At 36.5% G+C, this 22,378-nt stretch carries 24 protein-coding genes and 1 tRNA gene; 9 read left to right on the top strand and 16 right to left on the bottom strand.

The genetic code is table 11. From position 1 onward, the window contains the following. Positions 1–110 precede the first annotated feature (110 nt). The 3 genes from DCO46_RS07650 to DCO46_RS07640 all read right to left on the bottom strand — a co-directional run bounded on the left by DCO46_RS07650 (position 111) and on the right by DCO46_RS07640 (position 2,544). A complete protein-coding gene (locus tag DCO46_RS07650; RefSeq protein ID WP_116751993.1) occupies positions 111–425 on the bottom strand; it encodes a GIY-YIG nuclease family protein in 315 nt (104 codons plus the stop codon). A gap of 182 nt (positions 426–607) precedes the next feature. After that, positions 608–1,636, bottom strand: a complete 1,029-nt coding sequence (locus DCO46_RS07645) for an oxidoreductase (protein ID WP_116751971.1) — start codon at positions 1,634–1,636, stop codon at positions 608–610. 593 nt (positions 1,637–2,229) lie between these two features. Next, positions 2,230–2,544 carry a S24 family peptidase gene (locus DCO46_RS07640; RefSeq protein WP_243416274.1) on the bottom strand — a complete coding sequence of 105 codons (315 nt, stop codon included), beginning with the start codon at positions 2,542–2,544 and terminating at the stop codon, positions 2,230–2,232. A gap of 15 nt (positions 2,545–2,559) precedes the next feature. On the opposite strand from DCO46_RS07640, the gene DCO46_RS07635 reads away from it, so the two are divergent. The 3 genes from DCO46_RS07635 (at position 2,560) to DCO46_RS22645 (ending at position 5,435) form a co-directional block, all read left to right on the top strand. Further along, positions 2,560–4,530, top strand: coding sequence for a hypothetical protein (locus tag DCO46_RS07635; RefSeq protein WP_116751969.1), 1,971 nt, complete (start codon positions 2,560–2,562; stop codon positions 4,528–4,530). A 63-nt stretch (positions 4,531–4,593) separates the two neighbouring features. After that, complete coding sequence (locus tag DCO46_RS07630; protein WP_116751968.1) at positions 4,594–5,106, top strand: hypothetical protein; 513 nt, start codon at positions 4,594–4,596, stop codon at positions 5,104–5,106. Between the two features lie 152 nt (positions 5,107–5,258). Then, positions 5,259–5,435, top strand: coding sequence for a hypothetical protein (locus DCO46_RS22645; protein ID WP_165828873.1), 177 nt, complete (start codon positions 5,259–5,261; stop codon positions 5,433–5,435). Between the two features lie 479 nt (positions 5,436–5,914). On the opposite strand, the gene DCO46_RS07625 is transcribed toward DCO46_RS22645, so the two are convergent. Continuing rightward, complete coding sequence (locus tag DCO46_RS07625; RefSeq protein ID WP_116751967.1) at positions 5,915–6,163, bottom strand: GIY-YIG nuclease family protein; 249 nt, start codon at positions 6,161–6,163, stop codon at positions 5,915–5,917. Between the two features lie 83 nt (positions 6,164–6,246). Beyond that, positions 6,247–6,320: transfer RNA gene (locus DCO46_RS07620), tRNA-Ala, on the bottom strand. A gap of 281 nt (positions 6,321–6,601) precedes the next feature. On the opposite strand from DCO46_RS07620, the gene DCO46_RS07615 reads away from it, so the two are divergent. The 4 genes from DCO46_RS07615 to DCO46_RS07605 all read left to right on the top strand — a co-directional run bounded on the left by DCO46_RS07615 (position 6,602) and on the right by DCO46_RS07605 (position 8,951). Next, on the top strand, positions 6,602–7,366 hold the full coding sequence (locus DCO46_RS07615) for an enoyl-CoA hydratase/isomerase family protein (protein WP_116751966.1): 765 nt from the start codon (positions 6,602–6,604) through the stop codon (positions 7,364–7,366). 82 nt (positions 7,367–7,448) lie between these two features. After that, entirely contained in the window at positions 7,449–7,625 is a 177-nt protein-coding gene (locus DCO46_RS22640; RefSeq protein WP_165828871.1) for a hypothetical protein, read from the top strand. A gap of 31 nt (positions 7,626–7,656) precedes the next feature. Continuing rightward, positions 7,657–8,109, top strand: coding sequence for a 6-pyruvoyl trahydropterin synthase family protein (locus DCO46_RS07610; protein ID WP_116751965.1), 453 nt, complete (start codon positions 7,657–7,659; stop codon positions 8,107–8,109). A gap of 98 nt (positions 8,110–8,207) precedes the next feature. Further along, entirely contained in the window at positions 8,208–8,951 is a 744-nt protein-coding gene (locus DCO46_RS07605) for a UDP-2,3-diacylglucosamine diphosphatase (protein ID WP_116751964.1), read from the top strand. Between the two features lies 1 nt (position 8,952). On the opposite strand, the gene DCO46_RS07600 is transcribed toward DCO46_RS07605, so the two are convergent. The 9 genes from DCO46_RS07600 to DCO46_RS07560 form a co-directional block, all read right to left on the bottom strand. Continuing rightward, positions 8,953–10,164 (bottom strand): cytochrome c3 family protein, encoded by a 1,212-nt coding sequence (locus DCO46_RS07600; protein ID WP_116751963.1) that lies wholly within the window; start codon positions 10,162–10,164, stop codon positions 8,953–8,955. 83 nt (positions 10,165–10,247) lie between these two features. Then, positions 10,248–10,604, bottom strand: a complete 357-nt coding sequence (locus DCO46_RS07595; RefSeq protein WP_116751962.1) for a hypothetical protein — start codon at positions 10,602–10,604, stop codon at positions 10,248–10,250. A gap of 222 nt (positions 10,605–10,826) precedes the next feature. Then, complete coding sequence (locus DCO46_RS07590; RefSeq protein ID WP_116751961.1) at positions 10,827–11,747, bottom strand: alpha/beta fold hydrolase; 921 nt, start codon at positions 11,745–11,747, stop codon at positions 10,827–10,829. Next, on the bottom strand, positions 11,748–13,028 hold the full coding sequence (locus DCO46_RS07585; RefSeq protein WP_116751960.1) for an MFS transporter: 1,281 nt from the start codon (positions 13,026–13,028) through the stop codon (positions 11,748–11,750). Next, entirely contained in the window at positions 13,018–14,718 is a 1,701-nt protein-coding gene (gene recJ, locus DCO46_RS07580) for a single-stranded-DNA-specific exonuclease RecJ (protein WP_116751959.1), read from the bottom strand. The genes DCO46_RS07585 and recJ overlap by 11 nt, the downstream gene beginning before the upstream one ends. A gap of 21 nt (positions 14,719–14,739) precedes the next feature. After that, the gene (locus tag DCO46_RS07575; protein WP_116751958.1) at positions 14,740–15,231 is read right to left on the bottom strand and encodes a hypothetical protein; all 492 of its coding nucleotides are present in this window, start codon (positions 15,229–15,231) and stop codon (positions 14,740–14,742) included. A gap of 8 nt (positions 15,232–15,239) precedes the next feature. Beyond that, a complete protein-coding gene (locus DCO46_RS07570; RefSeq protein WP_116751957.1) occupies positions 15,240–15,584 on the bottom strand; it encodes a HopJ type III effector protein in 345 nt (114 codons plus the stop codon). A 67-nt stretch (positions 15,585–15,651) separates the two neighbouring features. Further along, a complete protein-coding gene (gene rsmI, locus DCO46_RS07565) occupies positions 15,652–16,371 on the bottom strand; it encodes a 16S rRNA (cytidine(1402)-2'-O)-methyltransferase (protein WP_116751956.1) in 720 nt (239 codons plus the stop codon). Between the two features lie 111 nt (positions 16,372–16,482). Then, the gene (locus DCO46_RS07560; protein ID WP_116751955.1) at positions 16,483–17,466 is read right to left on the bottom strand and encodes a hypothetical protein; all 984 of its coding nucleotides are present in this window, start codon (positions 17,464–17,466) and stop codon (positions 16,483–16,485) included. Positions 17,467–17,706: 240 nt separating this feature from the next. Between DCO46_RS07560 and DCO46_RS07555 the strand changes: the two genes are divergently transcribed. Beyond that, positions 17,707–18,297 (top strand): thymidine kinase, encoded by a 591-nt coding sequence (locus tag DCO46_RS07555; RefSeq protein WP_116751954.1) that lies wholly within the window; start codon positions 17,707–17,709, stop codon positions 18,295–18,297. Between the two features lie 45 nt (positions 18,298–18,342). After that, complete coding sequence (locus DCO46_RS07550) at positions 18,343–18,780, top strand: hypothetical protein (protein ID WP_116751953.1); 438 nt, start codon at positions 18,343–18,345, stop codon at positions 18,778–18,780. 345 nt (positions 18,781–19,125) lie between these two features. Here the strand turns inward: DCO46_RS07550 and rpoN are convergent, their stop codons facing one another. Together rpoN and asnS are read right to left on the bottom strand one after the other, a co-directional pair. Further along, a complete protein-coding gene (gene rpoN, locus DCO46_RS07545) occupies positions 19,126–20,586 on the bottom strand; it encodes an RNA polymerase factor sigma-54 (protein ID WP_116751952.1) in 1,461 nt (486 codons plus the stop codon). Between the two features lie 149 nt (positions 20,587–20,735). Further along, positions 20,736–22,181 carry an asparagine--tRNA ligase gene (asnS, locus tag DCO46_RS07540; RefSeq protein WP_116751951.1) on the bottom strand — a complete coding sequence of 482 codons (1,446 nt, stop codon included), beginning with the start codon at positions 22,179–22,181 and terminating at the stop codon, positions 20,736–20,738. Between the last annotated feature and the right edge of the window lie 197 nt (positions 22,182–22,378).

Here is a 22,378-nt window from a genome sequence, read left to right as displayed (position 1 = left end):
ACAAAGTAATTCTACTTCTTTTTTGCGGAGCTCCTCGTGCGATCCTTCCTTCGTCAGGATGATACAAAAGGCGGGTGAATTATAATACCCTCCAAACCTGTTACCCATTTTTACTCAAAATGATTCAGAAAATCGAAAGTTGGATTAAAAGCTTTTACCAGTTCAATTTTTCTGTCTCTTTTCCAGCCCTTTAATGCTTTTTCTCGTGCAATTGCTTCCTGAATCCAATTGAACTTTTCGTAGTATATTAAAAATTCGATATTGTATTTTGCTACAAAAGTTTTGTCACGGTTTTGAATATTTGCTTTGTGTTCAGAAAGTCTTCTTTTGAGATTATTAGTGACGCCAATATAAAAAGTAGAGCGGTGTTTATTGGTTAAGATATAGACATAGTAAGTGCGAAAACCACTTTGTGCATTTAGCATGATTTTTTTGTGCGAATATACTTTCTTTTTGTAGTGTTGCAAAAAAGAAATCCGCAAAGTTGTCATCCTGAGGAACGAAGGATCACACTAGTAATTCTACAAAGTAATTCTACTTCTCTTTGTCGAGCTTCTCGTGTGATCCTTCGTTCCTCAGGATGACATACAAGGCGGTTAAGCATCAATCAATGGCGATTATCGCATTGCAGATAAATTTCCTCATTTGATTTGTCAATAATCGAAATCCCCGGACATCCGAATGACTCGTACAGAAAACCGAAAACAACCTCAGGTTTGTCTTTAAAAAGTTTACCCGTCCACTGATTTACAATATCATCGCCTTCTTCGTAGTTTAGCGGGCTTGGCGTGGTGCCTTCGCTCGGACTGTAGAGTTTTTCTATGATAATGTCTTTTGTTTTAGGGTCGGTAACCAGAAGACGTCTTGCGTAAAGATTTTTGCGGTTGTCTGTATAATCCTGTAGAAAATAGTGGTAACTGTTTGTCTTAAATGCATAAGTATTGCCGATAGCAGTATTTTTCAGCAGTTTTTTGTCTTCGTTTTTCAAAGGTCTTGACGGAAATTCTTTTGCAGCCACTTTTTTCCAGTCAGGAGGTGTTAATTGTTCTTTTGCAAACGGATTTTCTTTGCCGACATATACCAAAGCATCTCTGTAATATTCGCTGAATCCGTTTAGGTATTTTTTATTGATTTCAAAGCCAATCATGTAGTCAGAAGGAGCGTAGGGGAAATCTTCTGAAGAAGAATAACCATTTATCAGCGCAGTTGCTTTTAGGTTTTTTACCCCAAAAGAAGCCAGTTTGTTTTTGGCATAATCGTAAATAAAAACAGAATCAGATTCTGAAATATGGGTCTGTGACAGAAACCTTTTTCGGTATTTCTTTTCGAGTGTAAAATATTGTGCGGTTATGATGTCCATTGTTTCGATAGCGGGCATTGCCGGTGTAGCATTGCCTTCGCTTATATTGTAAATATCTGAAAGCGAAACAAAAACCACATCGCTGCTGTCTTTTGGCATTATAGTAAACAGATTGATGCTTTCTTTTTTGGGAGTTTCTTCGGTTTCCGGCAGGCTATCGGTTTTTGTTTCGTTGTTTTCTACCAGGCCGGGGCGGACCGTTTTGGTTTCTTCTTTTTTATTACAGGAAAACAATAGTGCCAGGATTACAGAAACAGCGTATATCTTTATTTTCATAAATTAGTTATTGGTTTAACAGGTGTACCAAGATAAAAAATTTATAAATGGTAAACAGCATTAGATGATGCGTTTTATTTTCTGTCTACAGGGTCAGACATAAAAAAACCGTAACTGATAATTACGGTTTTAAAGATGTTTTATATATGAATGATGTATTGCAATTTTCAGGGTACTAATTCAGAAATATTTAAAATGACAGTCCATTCAAAAGAAAAACAAATTTTGTGCAAAATTAAACAGATGTGTTTTTTTAGTGTACTACTATTTGATTCAGTAATAACAGAATAAGACATATTTTTAGTTTTTGTTTGAAAGGATTAAATCGATAGTAATTAGCAAGATTTTGTTAATAATATTGCTGTATTTTATTTAATGTTTTTATAGCTATTTATTTTTCATTAACGTAGAATAATTAGATATAGTTTATTTACTGATTAACTACATCCTAATTTTGCACTTGAAAAAAACAAATAAAAAGAAGAAAAAAGGCTGAGGTTGCTCAATCTTTTTTTGCGCCAATCCGCACTTCAGGCGCAGCGAAGCAAATCACGGTTATTTAAACTTATAGGTATAAATCTTCGCCAAAAAAACTAAAACTGCGAATTAATCTTCACCGAGGCCTTTACCAAAGCCAGTGCCTTAATACTGCTTACCGGAAATTCCAAAGTCTGATGACTGGGATTTTGAGAAACAAAACGTACATACGACTCGCGTTCCGACTTCATCAGGAAACGGGTCAAAAAGAATTCGTTGCCGTCATTATAAACATAGATGAGGTACATTTCACCCCAAATGATATTGAACGCGGGATTATTTGTTTTTTTGTACACCACGATATCACCGCTTCTGAGTATAGGCTGCATACCATCGCCCACGACAAACAAAGCGCCGTCACAATCAGATATTCTTGAAATACTGATATGGTCTACAGGAATTTGATTTTTACTTTTATACCTCTGGTTGGTGGTACAGCCGTATCAAATATTAATGGAGATGAGCGAATAAGTACTGCGTTGCCTATTGGGTTTACTTTTACGGTCGGATGTACAGATTACACCACTTTTTACGCCAGTTCTAATGGATATTTGTCTTTTGGTAAGTCAATTTCAACTTCATTTGCTAGTGTATCAGGCGCCGAAACAGTATTAGCTCCTTTATGGACTCATTTAAGCGGTGCAGGAACTGGTGCTTTCTCCTATCAGACAAGTGGTGCAGCACCTAATCGTGTGTTTACCGCAGAATGGAAAAACTGGAAATGGGCTTATAATGCTACCGGATCTGTTATTAGCTTTCAGGTAAAAATTTACGAAGGGACCAATTCAGTTGAATATATCTATAATCAGGAAGCTAATGATGTTTTTAATGCAGTAACTTATCCTGCAGCTATTGGTCTTTATTATAATGTTGGTATGTCTGTCGTACAAACGTGGTTAACAGATCCTGCTACCAATCCAGGAACTTCCGGAACTTTAGTCAGATCAATTACCACACGTCCTGCAAGCGGACAATTGTATCGTTTTACTATCAATAACCGCATCTGCGAATATTATGGACAAACCATAATTAATAAGTCCGGAGGTATGCTGGCAGATGGTTCTGATGGGATTAGAATTAATTTGTCCGGAGCAGGAAACATGCAGATCCGTAGAAAATGGAATGCATCTGGTGTAGGTAAATTTCAGATTTACAGGTATGATAAGGATCTATTAACCGGTACTACATCGCCTTATAATGTGCCGGGTACTACACATGGTTTGGTGCTTTCTATAGGTAATACATCTTATGCTGGTGGAACTTTATATCCAGTCAGTCTTGATCAGAGACTTACCGTTATAAGTAGTACAGAACAGTCTGACATCGAAAACGGAAATAATTATATAGATGTGATTAAAATGGCTGCAGTTAAAAACGGCTTGACTTACTTTTTGGAAGTAAAATACACCTATAGGTATCCTGATGCCAATTTCCTTATTGATTACAAGGTAACCATACCTGAGGGTAATACCGAAAAAGTACAATTGGCACATGCATGGGATACCTATCTGGATGGAGATGATACTGGACCGGGGTTTGTCAAAGGCACAGCACCCAACCTAATTATGGGAGTCACACGCCCCCCCGCGTATGAGGCTTTCCAGTATAAAGGAGGTGTTGCATGGTCAGGGTATTATTCTGCTTACTATAACAATCTTAATGATAATCTGGGTGCAGCTCCCTGGATGAGATTCAAGAATACTATCGATTTAGGGAAGGTTGATAACGGAATTGGTATTTCAATGGATTTTGGCTCTACACCAGGTACCTTTACCAGTAATAATGCGGTTATATTTCAGTGTCCCACTGGAGATAATTCGCCAAAATTGAGCAGTAGTATTGCATACATATGTAATGGAAAAAGTATTAACTTAAATAGTTATATAATTTCTACTGTACCACCTGCCGGTACAGTTTTGCAGTGGACAGATGGAAGAACTGGAGCTGTTATAGCAGATCCTGCCAATGTAAGGGTGGAAGGTGTATATTTTTTAAGGTATTATTCGGAAAATTATGAATGTTCTTCACCGACAGCTTCACTTAGTGTTGGAATTGATTATGCATGTGTGGCCTGTTATAAACCTGCCGTTGTAACAGGTACAGCAGAGCCAATAAAAACAATCATATCTACACTCGACAGGACAGCTGTACCGCGCAACTGGTCGGACCCAAGAGCAGGAAGCCTAATATTGGAATCTAAAACAAGAGGATTGGTACTGACCAGAATGGCTTGGCCGGAAACCACTATTAAAAACCCTTTAGCAGGAATGATTGTGTATGATACCGCAAATAATGTGATAAAATTCTACAACGGTACAGTGTGGAAAGCAATGACACAACAAGGATGTCCTAATTAAGATTTTAGGAGACAGGTCTTAGGTTTACGATTTGCAGGTATAGAAAAGAATAAAAAAATAATTATGAAAAAAATACTTTTTGTGATCTATGCAGTTTTTGCAGCAATGGCAGCAAATGCACAATCAAGTATCGGAAAAAAGACAGTTCCGAGTGGTTCAGGTGTACTGGATTTTAATGCAGGTGGCAAAGCAGGTATTGTTCTCCCCTGGGTAACAACACTGCCTACAGGCAACGCCCTGACAGGCGGCGTGATGATTTATGATGCCAACCTTAAAAAAGTCATGTACTATAACGGTACAGACTGGGTAGATTTATCTATTCATACCGGGGCGGTAGATTTGTCTATTCAGGAATCGGTGCCGGAATCGGATGAAAAAGGAACCGTAATTGGGGCAAAGAGCAGCACTATAGATGGCGTGCTGGTTTTAGAATCGTCGGACAAAGCATTGATATTGCCAAATGTAGTTTCACCACATCTTAATATTATAAAACCAATGGCAGGAACTATTTGTTATGATAGCGCAAAAAAAATGGTTTGTATCTATAATGGCTCTGAATGGACATTTTGGAAATAATTGCTTATTTTTTATCAAAATGATGAAAACTTCGCTATTGTATTTTATCGAAAACAATTTTTAGTTGCAAAAGATAAGGAAAAATAATATTTAACCTTTTGATAATATTGAAATTAGCTTTGAATTTTTACATTTATTAAAAATTAGAAACTATGGAAATTAACTGGGTTGTAATAGGAATTGTAGCAGTGTTGATTGTCATTTTAGTTGTCATTACAATTCGAAAAAATCACCGTGAAAAAAAGAAACTGACAGATTTATTGAACAATGATTTCAAGAAAACTGAAAAAGAGGATATTAATGCTGAGGACTCGGCAAATGAAAAATAATCATTTAAGGATTTTAGAATTATAACGATAGAGATGTCATTTCAACTGAACATTGCCCACGGTTTCAACCGTTGGGACGTAATGCATAACATCTGTCTCCCGTGGTTGAAACCGCGGGCTATTATAACGATAGATGTGTCATTTCAGATGAACATTGCCAACGGTTTCAACCGTTGGGACGCAATATATATATAACATCTGTCTCCCGTGGTTGAAACCACGGGCTATTATAATAATAGATGTGTCATTTCGAGGAACGAGAAATCACACTGGCGAATCGACAACGATTAATGACATACTTTACGGAACTTCTGGTATGATTTGCTTTGCTTATTCGCTATCGCTCGAGAAATGACAAGATTGTGAAATGGTAGAAAAATAAAACCCTTGTAAATAATTACAAGGGTTTTTAGTTTTGTGGAGAATACCGTCCCGATGTATCGGGAGAACCGGTCACCTTCCCGATGCATCGGGATACTCTAGCCTTTTGTTGCTATGAGGTTTTCAATATACTTTCTGCTTTTCAATTTTTTTATTTGTAATTCCCTTTTGCAGGCTTCGCTTCTGGTTAAGAATGTCTCAAAATATTTTAATTCCCAGTCTTTAGCGACTTTAGTAAATTTACTTCTGCTGTTTAAATGATCTTGTAAGCGTTGTTCAATATTTTGACAAGATCCAATGTAATACTTGTTCAGTGTTTTGGAATATATGATGTAAGTGTAAAACATAATTGTTATAAAACATAAATAACAAAAATACCCAAACAGATTTGTTTGGGTATTTTTGTTGTGAATAATTTATAAAAAAAATGTGGAGAATACCGGATTCGAACCGGTCACCCCTTGCCTGCCAGGCAAGTACTCTAGCCAAATGAGCTAATCCCCCTTGTTTTGTTTTGTGGAGAATACCGTATTTGAACTGTCACCTTCCCGATTTTTCATCGGGATACTCTAGCCAAATGAGCTAATCACCCTTGTTTTGTTTTGTGGAGAATACCGTATTCGAACTGTCACCTTCCCGATTTTCATCGAGATACTCTAGCCAAATGAGCTAATCCCCCAAAGCGTTAGCAAATAAAGTCAAATATTTTTCAAAAAACAAATTTCGGAGAGTTTCAGGAGAAATATTTTTCAAAAGCGTAACTTTACGATTAAATCTGTTTTTTTATGAGTTTAGAAAATTTAAACGGAAGTTTAGAAACTTCCTTTCAGAATACCATTGCAACAGTTCAGTTTGGCCATCCGGCAAGTAATTCTTTTCCACGTGAATTGTTAGACCGACTTACTGCTGAAATTAATTCCTTAAGCCGGAATAAAGAGGTTTCGGTTATTGTCCTGAAAAGCGAAGGGGACAGGGTTTTTTGTTCCGGTGCTTCTTTTGACGAACTTTTACTGGTAGAAAATGAGGAACAGGGAACGGAGTTTTTCTCCGGATTTGCCCATTTGTTAAATGCGATGCGCAATTGCAATAAATTAATAATCGGCCGCGTTCAGGGAAAAGCTGTTGGCGGGGGAGTTGGCATTATCTCGGCTTGCGATTATGTGTTTGCCACTCCTCAAAGTGATGTGAAATTATCTGAACTTGCCATCGGAATCGGACCTTTTGTAATTGAACCGGCTGTTTCCCGTAAAATTGGAAAAACAGCAATGACTCAAATGACACTTGCGGCACACGAATGGAAATCGGCAGACTGGGCTTTTCAAAAAGGGCTTTTTTCGGTTTTATGCGAAACCGGAGATCTGGATAATGCAGTCGAAAATTTTGCTAAAAAATTAAGTTCCTATAACCCTGAAGCTTTGCAGGAAATGAAAAAGATTATCTGGGAAGGCACAGAGCAATGGGAGTCTATTTTGATTGAGCGTGCTAATATCACAGGAAAACTTGTCCTGTCTGATTTTAGCAGAAATGCTTTGCTTCAGTTTAAAAAATAAATTTTTCCATGCAGGTTTAAGGATCAATTGGATCCTTTAATTCTGTGGCTAAAAAAAGACAACAATAAACAATTAGCATAAAATGAAAATTATCTCATTATTTCAGCAGGCAGACGTTGCTGAGAAAATTAAAAACGCACCGGATAGCGGTTATCAGATTGGCGTGATTATCGGATCTTTTATTCCTTTCGTGATTTTAGTCGGAATTGCCTACTGGATGTATATCAGAGCTAAAAAAAGAGATGAAAACGGTTATTAATTTGTAAATTTGCAACCTAAAATTCAAATCGATGAGCAAAATCAGAATTACAAAACAATTTAATTTCGAAACCGGACATGCCTTGTACGGCTATGACGGAAAATGTAAAAACGTTCACGGGCATAGTTATAAATTATCGGTAACGGTTATTGGTTCGCCAATCACGGACCGTAACAATGTGAAATTCGGAATGGTAATTGATTTTTCGGATTTAAAGAAAATTGTAAAAGAAGAAATTGTCGATCAGTTTGATCATGCGACTGTTTTTAATGAAACAACCCCACATATAGAATTGGCAAATGAATTAAAAAATCGTGGTCACCACGTTATTTTAGTAGATTATCAGCCAACAAGCGAAAATATGGTGGTTGATTTTGCCGAAAGGATTGTAGCACGCCTTCCTGAAGGAATTTCACTTTTCTCACTTAAACTGCAGGAAACAGAATCGTCGTTTGCCGAATGGTATGCATCTGATAATTTGTAAAATGTAATTAGTGAAAAGTAATTAGTGAAAAGTTTAAAGTTTCACAACTTACATCTCACATCTCACATTTCACAACTCACATTTCACAAAAAAACTAAATGAAAAAAATATATTTCGCTTCAGACCAGCATTTTGGCGCTCCGACTCCTGAGTTGAGTTTTCCCCGGGAACAAAAATTTGTTGCCTGGCTTAATGAGGTAAAAGGAGATGCCGAAGCAATCTTTTTGCTGGGCGATCTATTTGATTTTTGGTTTGAATATAAAACTGTTGTTCCCAAAGGGTTTGTCCGTATTTTAGGCAAACTGGCCGAAATTCGCGACAGCGGCGTTCCGATTTATTTCTTCGTTGGAAATCATGATTTGTGGATGAATGATTATTTTGAAACAGAACTGAATATTCCGGTTTATCATGATAATAAGGAATTTACGTTTAACGGAAAAACCTTTTTAATAGGTCACGGTGACGGAAAAGGCCCGGGCGACAAAGGGTATAAGAGAATGAAAAAGGTATTTACCAATCCGTTTTCAAAATGGCTTTTTCGCTGGCTTCATCCTGATGTTGGTGTCCGTCTGGCCCAATATTTATCAGTAAAAAACAAATTGATTTCGGGTGCCGAAGATGTAAAATTCCTGGGCGAAGAAAACGAGTGGCTTGTTCTCTATGCCAAGCGTAAACTCGAAACCAAACATTATAACTACTTTATTTTTGGACACCGTCATTTACCCATGATTATTCCTGTCGGAAAAAATTCCGAATATGTGAATCTTGGCGACTGGATCGGATATTTTACTTACGGTGTTTTTAATGGTGAAACTTTTGAACTTAAAAAATTCGAAAAATAAATTATTTTTTCACAGCCGGATAAATAGCAATTTTATGGGTTCTAAGTGAATAACTCGTAACAGGTGCCGTATTCGATTTTTGAAAACGTATCGCCTTTGAATCCTGTTTTGGCATATGGCATTCCACACAATTATTGGCCAGCATTGATTTTGAGAGTGTTTTTACAGTCTCTGCTTTGTGTTTCGTGTCCTGATGGCAGCTCATGCAAATTTTTGAATAGCTGGCAAGATTCTGCGGTGCATCTTCATGCGGGTTATGGCAGGAAATGCAATTCATAGTGAGGCTTTTCTGAAAACATTTACTCTGTGAAAGCAAGCCAAGCTGATTTCCGTGCACGTCATAATTTAAGCTGTCTTTTGAACCTGGGATTTCCCTGAAATAGGAGGTAAGGCTCTCTCCCGGTTTAAATTGAAAACGTGATTTTAATTTCATTTTGCTATTTCCGGAATGGCACAAAGCGCATGCGTCTATCTTTTGTTGTCGGTTTAGATTTTTAAAAGCAACGATATCCTGAGCCACTTTTAAATCAGGAAATTTCAGATGGGTATGAACATGTTTTTTTGCCGGGCCGTGGCAGCGTTCGCAGTCAATTCCGTAAAGCAGCGTTTTTGGGCTCATAAAATCTTCTACTTCCATTGTCATAAAAGTGATGCTGTCAGAACTTGTCGTGATATATCTGCTGGCAATATTGGAACTATGGCAGCCAAAACATTCCTTATCTATTTTTCTCTCAAAGTTGGTTTTTGTAGCAGAATAACCGGGACTGGTTGCCCAGCTGTTTATGGCTTTGTAATATGAAACGGGTAATTCATAGGCATAATGGTTTTTCCAGTAAGCACTGGTTTGCGCATGTTTTTTCCCGAAAAGAATTTCAAAAGGGTAGGCTTCAACTTCTTTTCCGTTTTTATAAAGTACCTGATAAAGTGAGTCGTTGCGCTCTTCCATGACTAACTTAGTGTCTTTGTCATAAACAAAGGTATTTTTTCCATTTACGAAATGACCCAGAATGTTCTCTTTGGTTGCAGGAGCAGTCGCTTTAAAATGTGAAGTATGTAAAGTAGATTCGTACTGTGCCTGATGGCATTGAATACAGCTTTCAGAACCCGCATAATCGGTTCCGCGCGGATCGATATAATCATCAGACTTATTGGTACAATTCGTTAGGAGAACTGCCAAAAAAGCTATTGCAAGTAGATATCCGGTTTTTTTCATTAAGGTAAATATACTTTTTTTAGTGTAAATCTAAAATATATTTATATAATGAAAAATAAGTGTTAAATAATTTAGAATGCTTCTTAGTTTAATCCCACTCCGTAAACATATTCATCTAATTCAATTTTGAATATCGAGCCTTCTATCAAATCTTTAATAGATTTTAATTCTGTCATAGAAACCGCTAAATCAATTTGAGGGCAAGGTGTTTTTAATAGAAATTTATGACAGGAGTATTTTAATTCGCATGCTTCACAACAAGCATTTTCGATCATACTGTCTTCAATTAAATCACAAAACTGAATCAATTCCTGAACGGTAAAATAGAAACCGGTTTCTTTAAAAACCAGCTGTATTTTTTCAGATATAACTTCTTTTCCGTTTTTCCAGTAAAACGCTATTCCGTAATTGTTATGATATATTTGTTCAATTTCTCTCATTGTACATCTTTATTATTTCAACAAATATAAATATTATTTATATTAGTTCTAAATAAAAGAACAGGAAAAACAGTTAAAAAATGGAAGTTTTATACCGGTGTTATAAGTTAAATTGCGGGATGACTACACCATGAAATTAAATTCACTTATATCACTTATTTTAGGACAGAGTTTAATTAATTGTAAATAAGTAAATTAATGGTAAACAAAATGTGTTGAACCTTAATTTTGGCTTATCCAGTTTTTAACACCGGAAATAAACTCATTTTGCTGGTCAACAAACAAATAATGGGAACAATTGGAAATAAAAATGAAATGATTTTCACCGGCTAAATTTCTAATCGAATCGATTTGTGCCGATGAAAAAACGCCGTCATCTTTTCCGTATATGCCAAAAATGGGAATATCTTTTGCTTTGATTTTTTTTAATAAAGGCCTGCTGTCAATATTGTTTTGCTTTTCGTTTTTATAAAATAGCAAAGGGGCATTTTTGTTTCGTATGTTAGTTTTAAAAAATGAGCCGGCTTCATAATCAGCATATAATTTTTTGGATGCTGCTGTTGGATTTGGTATTTTAAAAAAGCCATTTTCACCCGCTAAATCATAACATCCTTTTCTGTATTCAGCGGAGCTTTTGTCAAGATTTTCAACAATGTTTATTTTTTTTAATTGTTCAGAATCATTGCTGTATTTTTTCTTTAGCGTATTTAAAATATGATCATACGTTTCCTGTTGGGAAAATAAGGCTCCGGCCAAAACCAAAGCACTTACGTTCTGAGGATATTTATTGGTATAAAGTGTCGCCACCAAACCTCCAAAACTATGGCTAAGTAAAACCGCTTTTTTTAAATGATATTTTTTATAAATAGAATTTAAATCCTGAAAAGCTTCTTCATAAGTAAATTTGGCATCAGGATCTACAGATCTTCCTTCACCTCTCCGGTCATAGGCAATAATATAAAAACCCTGGTCGGCCAGATTTTGGGCTGTTGTTCCTTCAAACAAAGTGGCGTTGCCGCCCGGACCTCCGTGAATGAAAATTACGGGTTTGTTCTTTTCATTTCCGTAGGTTTTGATATAAAGGTTTTGTCCATTTGCGAAAATGGAAAATGCGAGAAATAAAGAAAGAAAAAGTGACTTCATTTATTCCAGTTTATTATGCTCTTCCATATCCCTGTGAAGATCTAAATTTCTAAAAGTAGGAGATATAAAACCAAAGCCTAAAACGGTCAAAAGGGTAACACTTCCTCCAAAAATAACCGAAGTTACCGTTCCCATCAATTTGGCCGTTGCACCACTTTCAAAAGCACCTAATTCATTAGAAGAACCAACAAAAATCGAATTTACGGCACCCACACGTCCACGCATGTGATCGGGAGTTTTAAGCTGTAAAATGGTCTGGCGAATTACGACCGAAATTCCGTCGGCAAGTCCGCTCAAAAATAAGGCGAAAACAGAAAGCCAGAATGAGGTAGAAAGTCCAAATAAGATGATCGATAATCCAAAAACAAATATGGCGACTAAAAGTTTTTTTCCGGCATTTTGATATAATGGGACATACGCAGAAACGATCATGGTAATGAAAGCTCCCACTGCAGGGGCAGCTCTTAATATCCCGAAGCCTTCAGCACCAACTTTTAAGATGTCCTGTGCAAAAACCGGCAATAAGGCGACTGCACCACCAAAAAGTACCGCAATCATATCTAGTGATAAGGCACCTAAAACAATCTTGTTTCTGAATACAAAAGTTAAGCCTTCTGTAAGACTGTCTTTTATTGATTCTCCAATCTTCGGATTTATGATCGGTTTTTTACTGATTTGTGACAAGGCAATTAAGGATAGTATTGAGAATGCAAAAACCAGGCACATGGACCAGTGAACGCCAATCCAGTTAATGGAGAATCCTGCCAGTGCAGGTCCCATAACGGCTCCAATCTGCCAGACCGAACTACTCCAGGTAGCCGCATTTGGGTACACTTTTTTAGGGATAATAAGTGACAGCAGTGAGAAAATAGTCGGGCCAAGAAAAGCACGCACCAACCCTCCTAAAAAAACTAAAAAGTAAATCAAGTACAGGATTACATTTGAGGATAAACCGCCAACCACTTTCGGCCAGGTTAATAAAAACAATCCGAAACTAATGACTGAAAAGCCCAGAATACATTTTACCAATAATCCTTTTTTCTCTTTCTGATCAACAATATGACCGGCAAATAGAGCCATTGAAACGGCGGGAATTACTTCCATCAGACCAATAATCCCTAACGAAAGCGGATTTTTGGTCAGACTGTAAACTTCCCACTCAATAACAATAAACTGCATTGACCAGGCAAATACCATGGCGAAACGCAATAATAAAAACACATTAAATTCTCTGTAACGCAAGGCCTGATACGGATCGGCTTTTTTTATTTTATCTTTCATTTGTTCTAAGATCTTTTAGCATAAGTTGAGTCGAAACGGTATTGTTCCACTCGTTTTCAGAAATGCAGTACGCAACCTGAAAAGAATTTTGATTTTTGGTAATATCTATTTTTTTTCCAAGCCCAAAACCAATGGCAGCAATTCCGTCTGTTCCTGTTTGTTTCACAAAAAGCCTTAAATGCTCTTCGTCTGCGCCCAGGGTTTTGGCATAACCGGTATCTTTAACGTCAGTAGTCATAAAAACCGGCGTCATGTTTTGTGGTCCATAAGGCTCGAATTGTTTTAATATCCGGATTAGTTTTGGTGTTATATCGTTGAAGTTTATTGCGGCGTCAATCTCGATTTCAGGTGTTCGCATTTCCGGCAAAATGGTTTCGGCTACACATTTCTCAAAAGCATCTTTAAAAGAGTTATAGTTTTCTGCTTTTAACGTCATTCCGGCAGCATACATATGACCTCCAAACTGTTCTAAATGTTCTGAACAGGCGTCTAATGCATTATAAACATCAAAACCTTTTACGGATCTTGCAGAAGCGGCATATTTGTCCCCGCTTTTAGTAAAAACCAGAGTAGGGCGATAAAAGGTTTCAATTAATCTCGAAGCTACAATTCCGATCACGCCTTTGTGCCAGTCTTCCTGAAAAACAACTGTCGAAAACCTTTCCTGCTCATTGTTTTCTATAATTTGCTGAAAAGCTTCTTTGGTTATTTTTTTGTCCAGATCTTTTCGGTCAGCATTATAATGTTCTATCTCCGATGCAAATTGTTGTGCCTGCTCAAAATCAAACTCCGTCAGTAATTCGACGGCATGGTTTCCGTGTTTGATTCTTCCGGCGGCATTTATTCTTGGTGAAATAATAAAAACGACATCAGAAATATCCAGGACTTTCTTTTTTACCTGATGTACCAAAGCTTTGATTCCGGGACGCGGATTATGATTAATAACCTGTAACCCGAAGTAGGCCAAAACCCTGTTTTCACCTGTAATCGGGACAATATCTGCCGCAATTGCAGTAGCCACCAGATCCAGATACGGAACGATATCTTCGATGGTCTCGTTTCGGTTTTTTCCTAAAGCCTGAATCAGTTTAAAACCAACGCCACAGCCGCATAATTCATCATAGGGATACGAGCAATCTTCTCTTTTTGGGTCTAAAATAGCAATGGCATCCGGAAGAAATTCGCCGGGTCTGTGGTGGTCACAAATGATAAAGTCAATGTTTTTTGCTTTCGCGTAGGCGATATGGTCAATCGATTTTATTCCGCAGTCAAGAGCGATAATTAACGAAATTCCGTTGTCGTCTGCGTAGTCGATTCCTTTATACGAAATTCCGTAACCTTCGTCATAACGATCCGGAATATAAGTGGCAATATTTGGATAATACGATTTAAGATAAGAAGATACCAATGAAACCGCTGTGGTTCCGTCAACATCATAATCACCAAAAACCATAATGTTTTCCTGATTTTCTATTGCCAGTTCAATTCTGGCAACGGCTTTGTCCATATCTTTCATTAAGAAAGGATCATGCAGATGTTCCAGCGAAGGGCGAAAGAAATTTTTGGCGTCTTCAAAAGTTTCAATACCACGCTGAATTAAAAGTGTTGCTACAAAATCTTCTACATTTAAGGCTTGTGCCAGATTTTTGACTTTATCCTCAGAAGGTTTTGGTTTTAAGGTCCAACGCATTTTTTGTGTAATTTAAGTTTCCTAAGATTCGGTTAGGTTATTATAATTGTCGTTTATTATAATTATTAAATCTTCGGGATTTTTATTTTGACTTTTGAAATTGTAAAATTCATTATTCATTGACTTATCTAATGCTTTTCCATTGTTTATTTTTATCAAGTATGGAAAACCTTTTCGATCAGAAATGGCAGTGAGCATATAAGAAATATATTCCTGAATGTAGTCGGATTTTAAGTTTTTACGTTCCAAAAAAACATACTCAATATCGTCTGAAAGTTTTGGTAAGATATTTTTTTCAATATAGTGATGGTTGTTTTTCCGGGTATTATAACAGAATAATTTTTTCCCTTCAATGGATAATAAGTAATCACGATGCCTTTTTTTGAATCGTTTTTTTTGAAAAAATTCAAATACTAAATAAGCTATAATTATAGGAATAAACAATATAGACAAAGGAATGCTAATTATAAGCAAAAGTATTATAATTGGGATTTCGCTTAATCTTTCCTTCATCTTAGCATTTATTTAGCTTCCAAAGCATTTCCATCAAACTTAATCCCATCCCAGCCTAAATGGATAAAATTCCTAATGTTCTGGTGATTGGTTCCGTTTGGATCTCCTAAAACTTCTTCAAAATAAAAAGCGCCAAAACAAGCTAAAGTTTCCTCTTTGCTTAAGTTCTGCAATTTTGCAAAAGAAAATAATTTACAGGAACCGGAATTTTCTCCGGCAGCATTATGCTGCGTTCCGTTTTGGAAAGCAGTTGGCGTAAAATTGTAGTTTTCCTCGATTACGGCAATAGTTTCCGGAAATGTGATTTGAGTTGGAGTTTGTTTTACTTTTTCTAAAAAGGCTTGAATGCTCATGTTGTTATATATTAGTTTTTTGCCACGAATTTCCACTAATTTAATTCGAGCTAATTCGTGGCGAAAATTATTCTTCTTCGTCCTTAGAATACTTACTTTTCTTAGCTTCTTTTTCTATTGTTTTTCCGGCAACGACCACGACGATTTCGCCTCGTGGGGCGGTTTTTTCAAAATGAGCTAGAACTTCTTTCGCCGTTCCGCGTACATTTTCCTCATGTAATTTTGATAATTCTCTCGAAACACAAACTTGTCTGTCTTCTCCAAAATACTGAATAAATTCGGCTAAAGTTTTAACGAGTTTATGGGGAGAAACGTATAAAATCATCGTTCGGGTTTCTTCGGCTAAAGTCAAAAAACGGGTCTGACGCCCTTTTTTGTCAGGAAGAAAGCCTTCAAAAACAAATTTGTCATTTGGGAGTCCGCTGTTTACCAATGCGGGAACAAAAGCCGTTGCGCCTGGAAGGCATTCTACTTCAATTTTATTTTCGACACAGGCACGTGTCAATAAAAATCCGGGATCTGAAATCGCCGGAGTTCCTGCATCAGAAATTAAAGCAATAGTTTCACCCGCTTTCAATCTTGAAATCAGGTTTTCAGTCGTTTTATGTTCGTTGTGCATATGATGGCTGTGCATGTGCGTACCAATTTCAAAATGCTTTAGGAGTTTTCCGCTTGTTCGGGTATCTTCGGCCAAAATCAAATCGACTTCTTTGAGAATCCGAATCGCACGAAAAGTCATGTCTTCAAGATTGCCGATTGGCGTTGGAACGATATATAATTTAGACATAGTTCATTTTAATATTTAACACGGATTGCACTAATTAACACAAATTCTAAATGTTCTGGAAAATTGCACCAAGCAATAATTAGTGTTAATTCGTGAAATTAGTGTTTTGTTTTAAGCGAATTTTTTCTCGATAATTCCCAGAAAACGTTCTGCATAATCGTCTTTTCCTTCCCAGTTGTTATAATCCGGTTTTACCATGTTTTCAATAAAATCAACCGCTTCACTATAAGAGCCAAAAGTTAGTAACTGATTTAAAACGCGGCTGTAATCCTCTGTACTGTTTCCGAAAAGATTTTTGGTAAAAGCAATTCTGTCATTAAGGTCAATGTGAAAACCTTTCGCTAATTTTTCGTTTAACGGAACTGTTTTTGGTTTTGCTGATTCCAAAATAGTGTCAACAGGAGCTTTGTTCTCTTTAAAATCATTTATCGGAGACGATTTTGGAGTAACATTTTCAAAATCATCTACTTTTACAAATTGTGCATTGGCATAATTTACTCCCAAAATATCTTCAAAAGAAATATGTACCGCATCTGATTTTGCAGGAGTTTCTATTTTTGGTTCTTCCTTAGTTTCTTCTCTTTCTAATTCAAATGCAGGTTTAAAATCAGGAATTGGTTTTAAATCATTTGTTGTTCTAAACGAAAGTTCTTCCGCAGCCTGTATTTCTTCCTTTTCTTCAATAATCGGTTCTTCAGAAACAATAACGGGTTCTTCTGTGGATTGGCTGACAGGTTCCGGAATTATTTCTTCCGGAATTTCTGAAACCACTTCTTCTTTGGTTTCTTCAGTTTCCGGCTGTGGAATTTCTTCTGTTACAGTTTCTGCAACGGGAATGGCAATTTCTTCCTCAGCTTTAACAGTTTGCGGTGCTGTTGTTTCGTTTTCAAAAATGGTTTCTATCTGGGATTCCACTTCAGTGCGTCCGATAGTAGGTTTGAGGTTGTCGAAATTTTCATCAACAAATTTTAGAACCGCCAGTTTTTCATATAATTTCTGTGTTTCAAGATACAATTGATTGATATCGGATTTATTTTTAAGCTTTAAAATTCGATGAGCAATGCTGATTAAATCGGCTTCCAATTTTTTTTTCATAACGGTTGAAATTATAGTGAATACGGTACTTTGTATATTTTGTGTTTTTCGAATGTTTTAATATTGAAGTAAATTCGCCTAAATATTTTTTTTATTTCTGTTAATAAGCGTTTGCGAATCTTCGATTTGATAAAATTTTTCTACTTTTGAAAAAACGTAAAAACAGTAATTTTTTACGTCAAATTATTACTAGTACAAAGTAATAAAAACTATTCATCTTTAAAGGTAGAAAAATACAAAATGTTTCTCGAAAATACAGTAAATCACAAAGAACAATTTGGTTGGATTGAAGTTATTTGTGGATCAATGTTTTCGGGTAAAACCGAGGAGTTAATCCGCAGATTAAAACGCGCCAAATTTGCCAAACAAAGAGTCGAAATTTTTAAACCTGCTATTGATACCCGCTATCATGACGAAATGGTGGTATCGCACGATGCCAACGAAATCCGCTCAACACCGGTTCCTGCTGCTGCCAATATTGCTATTTTGGCACAAGGCTGTGATGTAATTGGTATTGATGAAGCACAGTTTTTTGATGATGAAATTGTTACGGTTTGTAATGATTTGGCCAATCAGGGAATTCGTGTCATTGTTGCAGGCCTGGATATGGATTTTAAAGGAAATCCCTTCGGACCAATGCCGGCACTTATGGCAACTGCAGAATATGTTACAAAAGTTCATGCAGTCTGCACGAGAACAGGAAACTTAGCCAACTACAGTTTTAGAAAAACCGATAATGACAAATTGGTTATGCTGGGTGAAACGGAAGAATACGAGCCGTTGAGCCGCGCGGCATATTATAATGCAATGAAAAAGAATAAGGAAAAATAAATCCTAATTTAAATTTCTAAATAATATTTTAAGCTAAATTGAATCATGCAGGAAAAAGAAAGTAAAAGAAAACAGAATATCTGGTTGTTAGTTACAATTGGTGCAGCATTAATTTTAGTTGGGTTTATTCAGTTTTATTTTTACAGAAATTTAGACGAGGTAAATTCTGAAATAACAGAACTGGTCGGGAAATATAATAAAAACTGCCCTTTGACTATTCAGGAAGGAATTCGTCTGGACAGTGTAAGTTTACCTGAAAAACAAGTTGCCCAGTATAATTTGACTTTAGTAAATGTAGAAAAGTCAACTGCCGAAGTTGACGTAATAAAGCAGGAAATAGAAAAAAGCCTGATCAGTACAGCGAAAGCAAATCCGGGACTTCAGGTTTTTAGAGATAATGATTTCATTCTGATTTATAATTATTACGACAAGAAGAAAGTGTCTTTGTTTAATGTGAAAATATTACCTGATCAGTATAAATGATTTGATTTTCCCCTTTCTAAATCTGTAAAGAAAAAATAGCCCACGATTCAAACGGTGTACTATATTTAAATAAACCCGACAAATTAGAAAATCTGTCGGGTTTGTTGTTTTATTACATCCTTTGCTTAAACTGGACTGAAGTCCAGCCCTACAATATGAATCGAGCCGAAGGCTCTTTTATCAGTTCCGAAGGAAGGAATTATTTTGTAGAGCTAGACTTCAGTCCAGTTTGATAATGAATGTTTTATATTTTGAAAAATAAAAAGACAGCCCCGACAAACGAAAGTTTATCGGGGCTGTCTTTTAAAATGAACTTATATTTCTTATATGGTTAAAAAAGAAAACCTAAATCTTCTTTCTCATTCTTGCTACGGGTATATCTAATTGTTCACGATATTTTGCAATCGTTCTACGCGCAATTGGGTATCCTTTTTCTTTTAAGATTTCAGCCAGTTGATCGTCCGGAAGCGGTTTCTTTTTATCTTCTTCTTCAATGGTGTTTTTCAGAATCTTTTTGATTTCTAAAGTCGAAACATCTTCACCCTGATCATTTTTCATCGCTTCAGAGAAGAATTCCTTAATCAGTTTTGTTCCGTATGGGGTTTCAACATACTTACTGTTGGCTACACGCGAAATCGTCGAAATATCCAAACCAACCATATCGGCAATGTCTTTTAAGATCATTGGTTTTAGCTTGGTTTCGTCACCGTCTAAGAAATATTCTTCCTGATAATGCATAATCGCATTCATGGTTACAAATAAAGTTTCCTGACGCTGTCTGATCGCATCAATAAACCATTTAGCCGAATCCAGTTTTTGTTTGATAAACTGAACAGCATCTTTCTGAGCCGTCGATTTATCACGTGAATCTTTATACGTCTGCATCATTTCCTGATAATCTTTAGAAACGTGCAGGGAAGGAGCATTTCGTCCGTTTAAAGTCAGTTCCAGTTCACCGTCTACAATTCTGATGGCGAAGTCAGGAACTACGTTTTCGGTAACTTTATTATTTCCGGTATAAGAACCGCCCGGTTTAGGGTTCAGTCTCTCTATTTCATGAATCGCTTTTTTAAGCTGTTCGTTTGAAACACCGTATTTCTGTAATAACTTATCGTAATGTTTTTTGGTAAAAGCATCAAACTGGTTCTCGATAATGTCAATCGCTAAATCTACATATTCGGTTGGTGTTTTGTGCTTTAATTGTAATAAAAGGCATTCCTGTAAATCGCGCGCACCAACACCCGAAGGTTCGAGTTCGTGAATGACATGCAACATTTTTTCGACCATTGCCTCGTCAGTGTAAATTGCCTGCGTAAAAGCCATGTCATCTACAATATCCGGAACGCTTCTGCGGATATAACCCATATCATCAATACTTCCTACCAAGAATTCAGCGATTTCGCGCTCTTCATCATTCAAAATAAAAGTATTCAGCTGATTGATTAAATCCTGATGAAAACTTATCGGAGAAGCAAAAGGTGTTTCACGTTCTTCTTCGTCTCCATAGTTATTAACCTGGGTTTTATAATCAGGAGTATCGTCGTCGCTTAGGTATTCATCAATATTAATGTCGTCTGCTTCGATTCTGTCAGATTCTGCATCATCATAATCGTCGTAGTCTTCATTAGCAAATTCATCTGCTTCGTATTCATCTTCTTTTCCGGCTTCAAGTGCCGGATTTTCGTTCATTTCTTCTAATAAACGCTGTTCAAAAGCTTGCGTAGGCAATTGAATTAACTTCATCAGCTGTATTTGCTGTGGAGATAATTTTTGTGATAATTTTAAATTTAAAAATTGCTTTAGCATTTGTTTTTGTTAAAAGTTTCAAGTTTCAGGTTTCAGGTTGCAGAACGTGCTACAACTTGAAACCTGAAACCTGAAACAAATATTATTATTTTAGTTCGAGCTCCAATAACTTGAAACCTGAAACTTGAAACTTTTTTAAACTAAATCGATTAAAACTCCGCGCTGCCCGGAGTTCTCGGGAAAGGAATTACGTCTCTAATGTTTGTCATTCCTGTTACAAACAATACCAGACGCTCAAATCCTAAACCAAAACCTGCGTGGGTTGCAGAACCAAATCTTCTGGTGTCTAAATACCAGTATAATTCTTCTTCGTCGATTTCTAAGGCTTTCATTTTTTCAACCAAAACATCATAACGCTCTTCTCTTTCAGAACCACCAACGATTTCTCCAATTCCAGGGAAAAGGATATCCATTGCACGAACCGTTTCTCTTCCTGGCTCCGTGTTGTCGTTCAGACGCATGTAAAACGCTTTGATATTTGCCGGGTAATCAAATAAGATTACCGGACATTTAAAGTGTTTTTCCACTAAATAACGCTCGTGTTCTGACTGTAAATCAGCTCCCCATTCTTCAATGATATATTGGAACTTTTTCTTTTTATTTGGAGTTGAATCTCTTAAAATATCAATTGCTTCCGTATAAGAAACACGTTTGAAGTTGTTCTCCAATACGAAGTTCAATTTCTCTAACAAAGCCATTTCGCTTCTGTCTGCCTGTGGTTTTGATTTTTCTTCTTCTAAAAGTCTTCCTTCTAAGAATTTCAAATCATCCTGACAATTGTCTAAAGCATATTTAATAACGTACTGAATAAAATCTTCAGCCAAATCCATGTTGTCATCCAAATCATTGAAAGCAACTTCCGGCTCGATCATCCAGAATTCTGCCAAGTGACGAGAAGTGTTTGAATTCTCCGCTCTAAACGTTGGTCCAAAAGTATAAATCTGACCCAAAGCCATTGCGAAAGTTTCACCTTCCAACTGTCCAGAAACCGTTAAGTTGGTATGTTTCCCAAAGAAATCTTTTTTGAAATCAATGTTTCCTTCTTCATTTTTTGGAAGATTGTCAAGTGGTAAAGAAGTTACCTGGAACATTTCTCCAGCACCTTCAGCGTCAGCTCCAGTAATAATTGGCGTATTTACGTAAACAAAACCTTTTTCCTGAAAATATTTGTGAACTGCATAAGACAATACCGAACGTACACGCATAATAGCTCCAAAAGCATTTGTACGAACACGTAAATGTGCATTTGTGCGTAAGAATTCTAAAGTATGTTTTTTAGGCTGCATTGGAAATTTTTCAGGATCAGAATCTCCAAGAATTTCCAATTTAGTAACCTGAATTTCGTATTTCTGACCCGCACCTTTACTTTCAACTAAAGTTCCAAATACAGAAACTGCAGCTCCAGTTGTGATTCTTTTTAAAGTCTCTTCCGGTGTATTTTCAAAATCAACAACACATTGTATATTATTAATGGTAGAACCGTCATTAAGCGCGATGAACTGATTATTTCTAAAAGTTCTCACCCATCCTTTTGCATTCACTTCCTGTAGCGTCGTCGTACTGTTTAATAAGTCTTTAACCTTTGTGTGTTTCATTTTTATTTTAGATTTATAGATTGCTGATTTTAGATTAAAATAAAATCAGTGTTTTTATATCGAATTGCAAATATAAACGATAATAATTAATTTTTGAAGCTATTTCCCGCTCTCCGCTATATCTTTTCCTTGCTAAAGGAGCAAGAAAAAGGATACCGCTCCTATCGGGGCTAGGACACTCGGTTTCATGAGGGCCA

Origin of the sequence: Flavobacterium sp. HTF (genome assembly GCF_003105115.1) — a bacterium.
Lineage (GTDB): Bacteria > Bacteroidota > Bacteroidia > Flavobacteriales > Flavobacteriaceae > Flavobacterium.
Note: the sequence above shows the minus strand (reverse complement) of the source record. Positions and strands in the feature narration are given on the sequence as shown.

Coding starts and splice junctions, on each gene's coding strand:
- DCO46_RS07650 (WP_116751993.1), bottom strand. CDS start 425: ATGCTAAATGCACAAAGTGGTTTTCGCACTTACTATGTCTATATCTTA.
- DCO46_RS07645 (WP_116751971.1), bottom strand. CDS start 1,636: ATGAAAATAAAGATATACGCTGTTTCTGTAATCCTGGCACTATTGTTT.
- DCO46_RS07635 (WP_116751969.1), top strand. CDS start 2,560: ATGGTCTACAGGAATTTGATTTTTACTTTTATACCTCTGGTTGGTGGT.
- DCO46_RS07630 (WP_116751968.1), top strand. CDS start 4,594: ATGAAAAAAATACTTTTTGTGATCTATGCAGTTTTTGCAGCAATGGCA.
- DCO46_RS22645 (WP_165828873.1), top strand. CDS start 5,259: ATGGAAATTAACTGGGTTGTAATAGGAATTGTAGCAGTGTTGATTGTC.
- DCO46_RS07625 (WP_116751967.1), bottom strand. CDS start 6,163: ATGTTTTACACTTACATCATATATTCCAAAACACTGAACAAGTATTAC.
- DCO46_RS07615 (WP_116751966.1), top strand. CDS start 6,602: ATGAGTTTAGAAAATTTAAACGGAAGTTTAGAAACTTCCTTTCAGAAT.
- DCO46_RS22640 (WP_165828871.1), top strand. CDS start 7,449: ATGAAAATTATCTCATTATTTCAGCAGGCAGACGTTGCTGAGAAAATT.
- DCO46_RS07610 (WP_116751965.1), top strand. CDS start 7,657: ATGAGCAAAATCAGAATTACAAAACAATTTAATTTCGAAACCGGACAT.
- DCO46_RS07605 (WP_116751964.1), top strand. CDS start 8,208: ATGAAAAAAATATATTTCGCTTCAGACCAGCATTTTGGCGCTCCGACT.
- DCO46_RS07600 (WP_116751963.1), bottom strand. CDS start 10,164: ATGAAAAAAACCGGATATCTACTTGCAATAGCTTTTTTGGCAGTTCTC.
- DCO46_RS07595 (WP_116751962.1), bottom strand. CDS start 10,604: ATGAGAGAAATTGAACAAATATATCATAACAATTACGGAATAGCGTTT.
- DCO46_RS07590 (WP_116751961.1), bottom strand. CDS start 11,747: ATGAAGTCACTTTTTCTTTCTTTATTTCTCGCATTTTCCATTTTCGCA.
- DCO46_RS07585 (WP_116751960.1), bottom strand. CDS start 13,028: ATGAAAGATAAAATAAAAAAAGCCGATCCGTATCAGGCCTTGCGTTAC.
- recJ (WP_116751959.1), bottom strand. CDS start 14,718: ATGCGTTGGACCTTAAAACCAAAACCTTCTGAGGATAAAGTCAAAAAT.
- DCO46_RS07575 (WP_116751958.1), bottom strand. CDS start 15,231: ATGAAGGAAAGATTAAGCGAAATCCCAATTATAATACTTTTGCTTATA.
- DCO46_RS07570 (WP_116751957.1), bottom strand. CDS start 15,584: ATGAGCATTCAAGCCTTTTTAGAAAAAGTAAAACAAACTCCAACTCAA.
- rsmI (WP_116751956.1), bottom strand. CDS start 16,371: ATGTCTAAATTATATATCGTTCCAACGCCAATCGGCAATCTTGAAGAC.
- DCO46_RS07560 (WP_116751955.1), bottom strand. CDS start 17,466: ATGAAAAAAAAATTGGAAGCCGATTTAATCAGCATTGCTCATCGAATT.
- DCO46_RS07555 (WP_116751954.1), top strand. CDS start 17,707: ATGTTTCTCGAAAATACAGTAAATCACAAAGAACAATTTGGTTGGATT.
- DCO46_RS07550 (WP_116751953.1), top strand. CDS start 18,343: ATGCAGGAAAAAGAAAGTAAAAGAAAACAGAATATCTGGTTGTTAGTT.
- rpoN (WP_116751952.1), bottom strand. CDS start 20,586: ATGCTAAAGCAATTTTTAAATTTAAAATTATCACAAAAATTATCTCCA.
- asnS (WP_116751951.1), bottom strand. CDS start 22,181: ATGAAACACACAAAGGTTAAAGACTTATTAAACAGTACGACGACGCTA.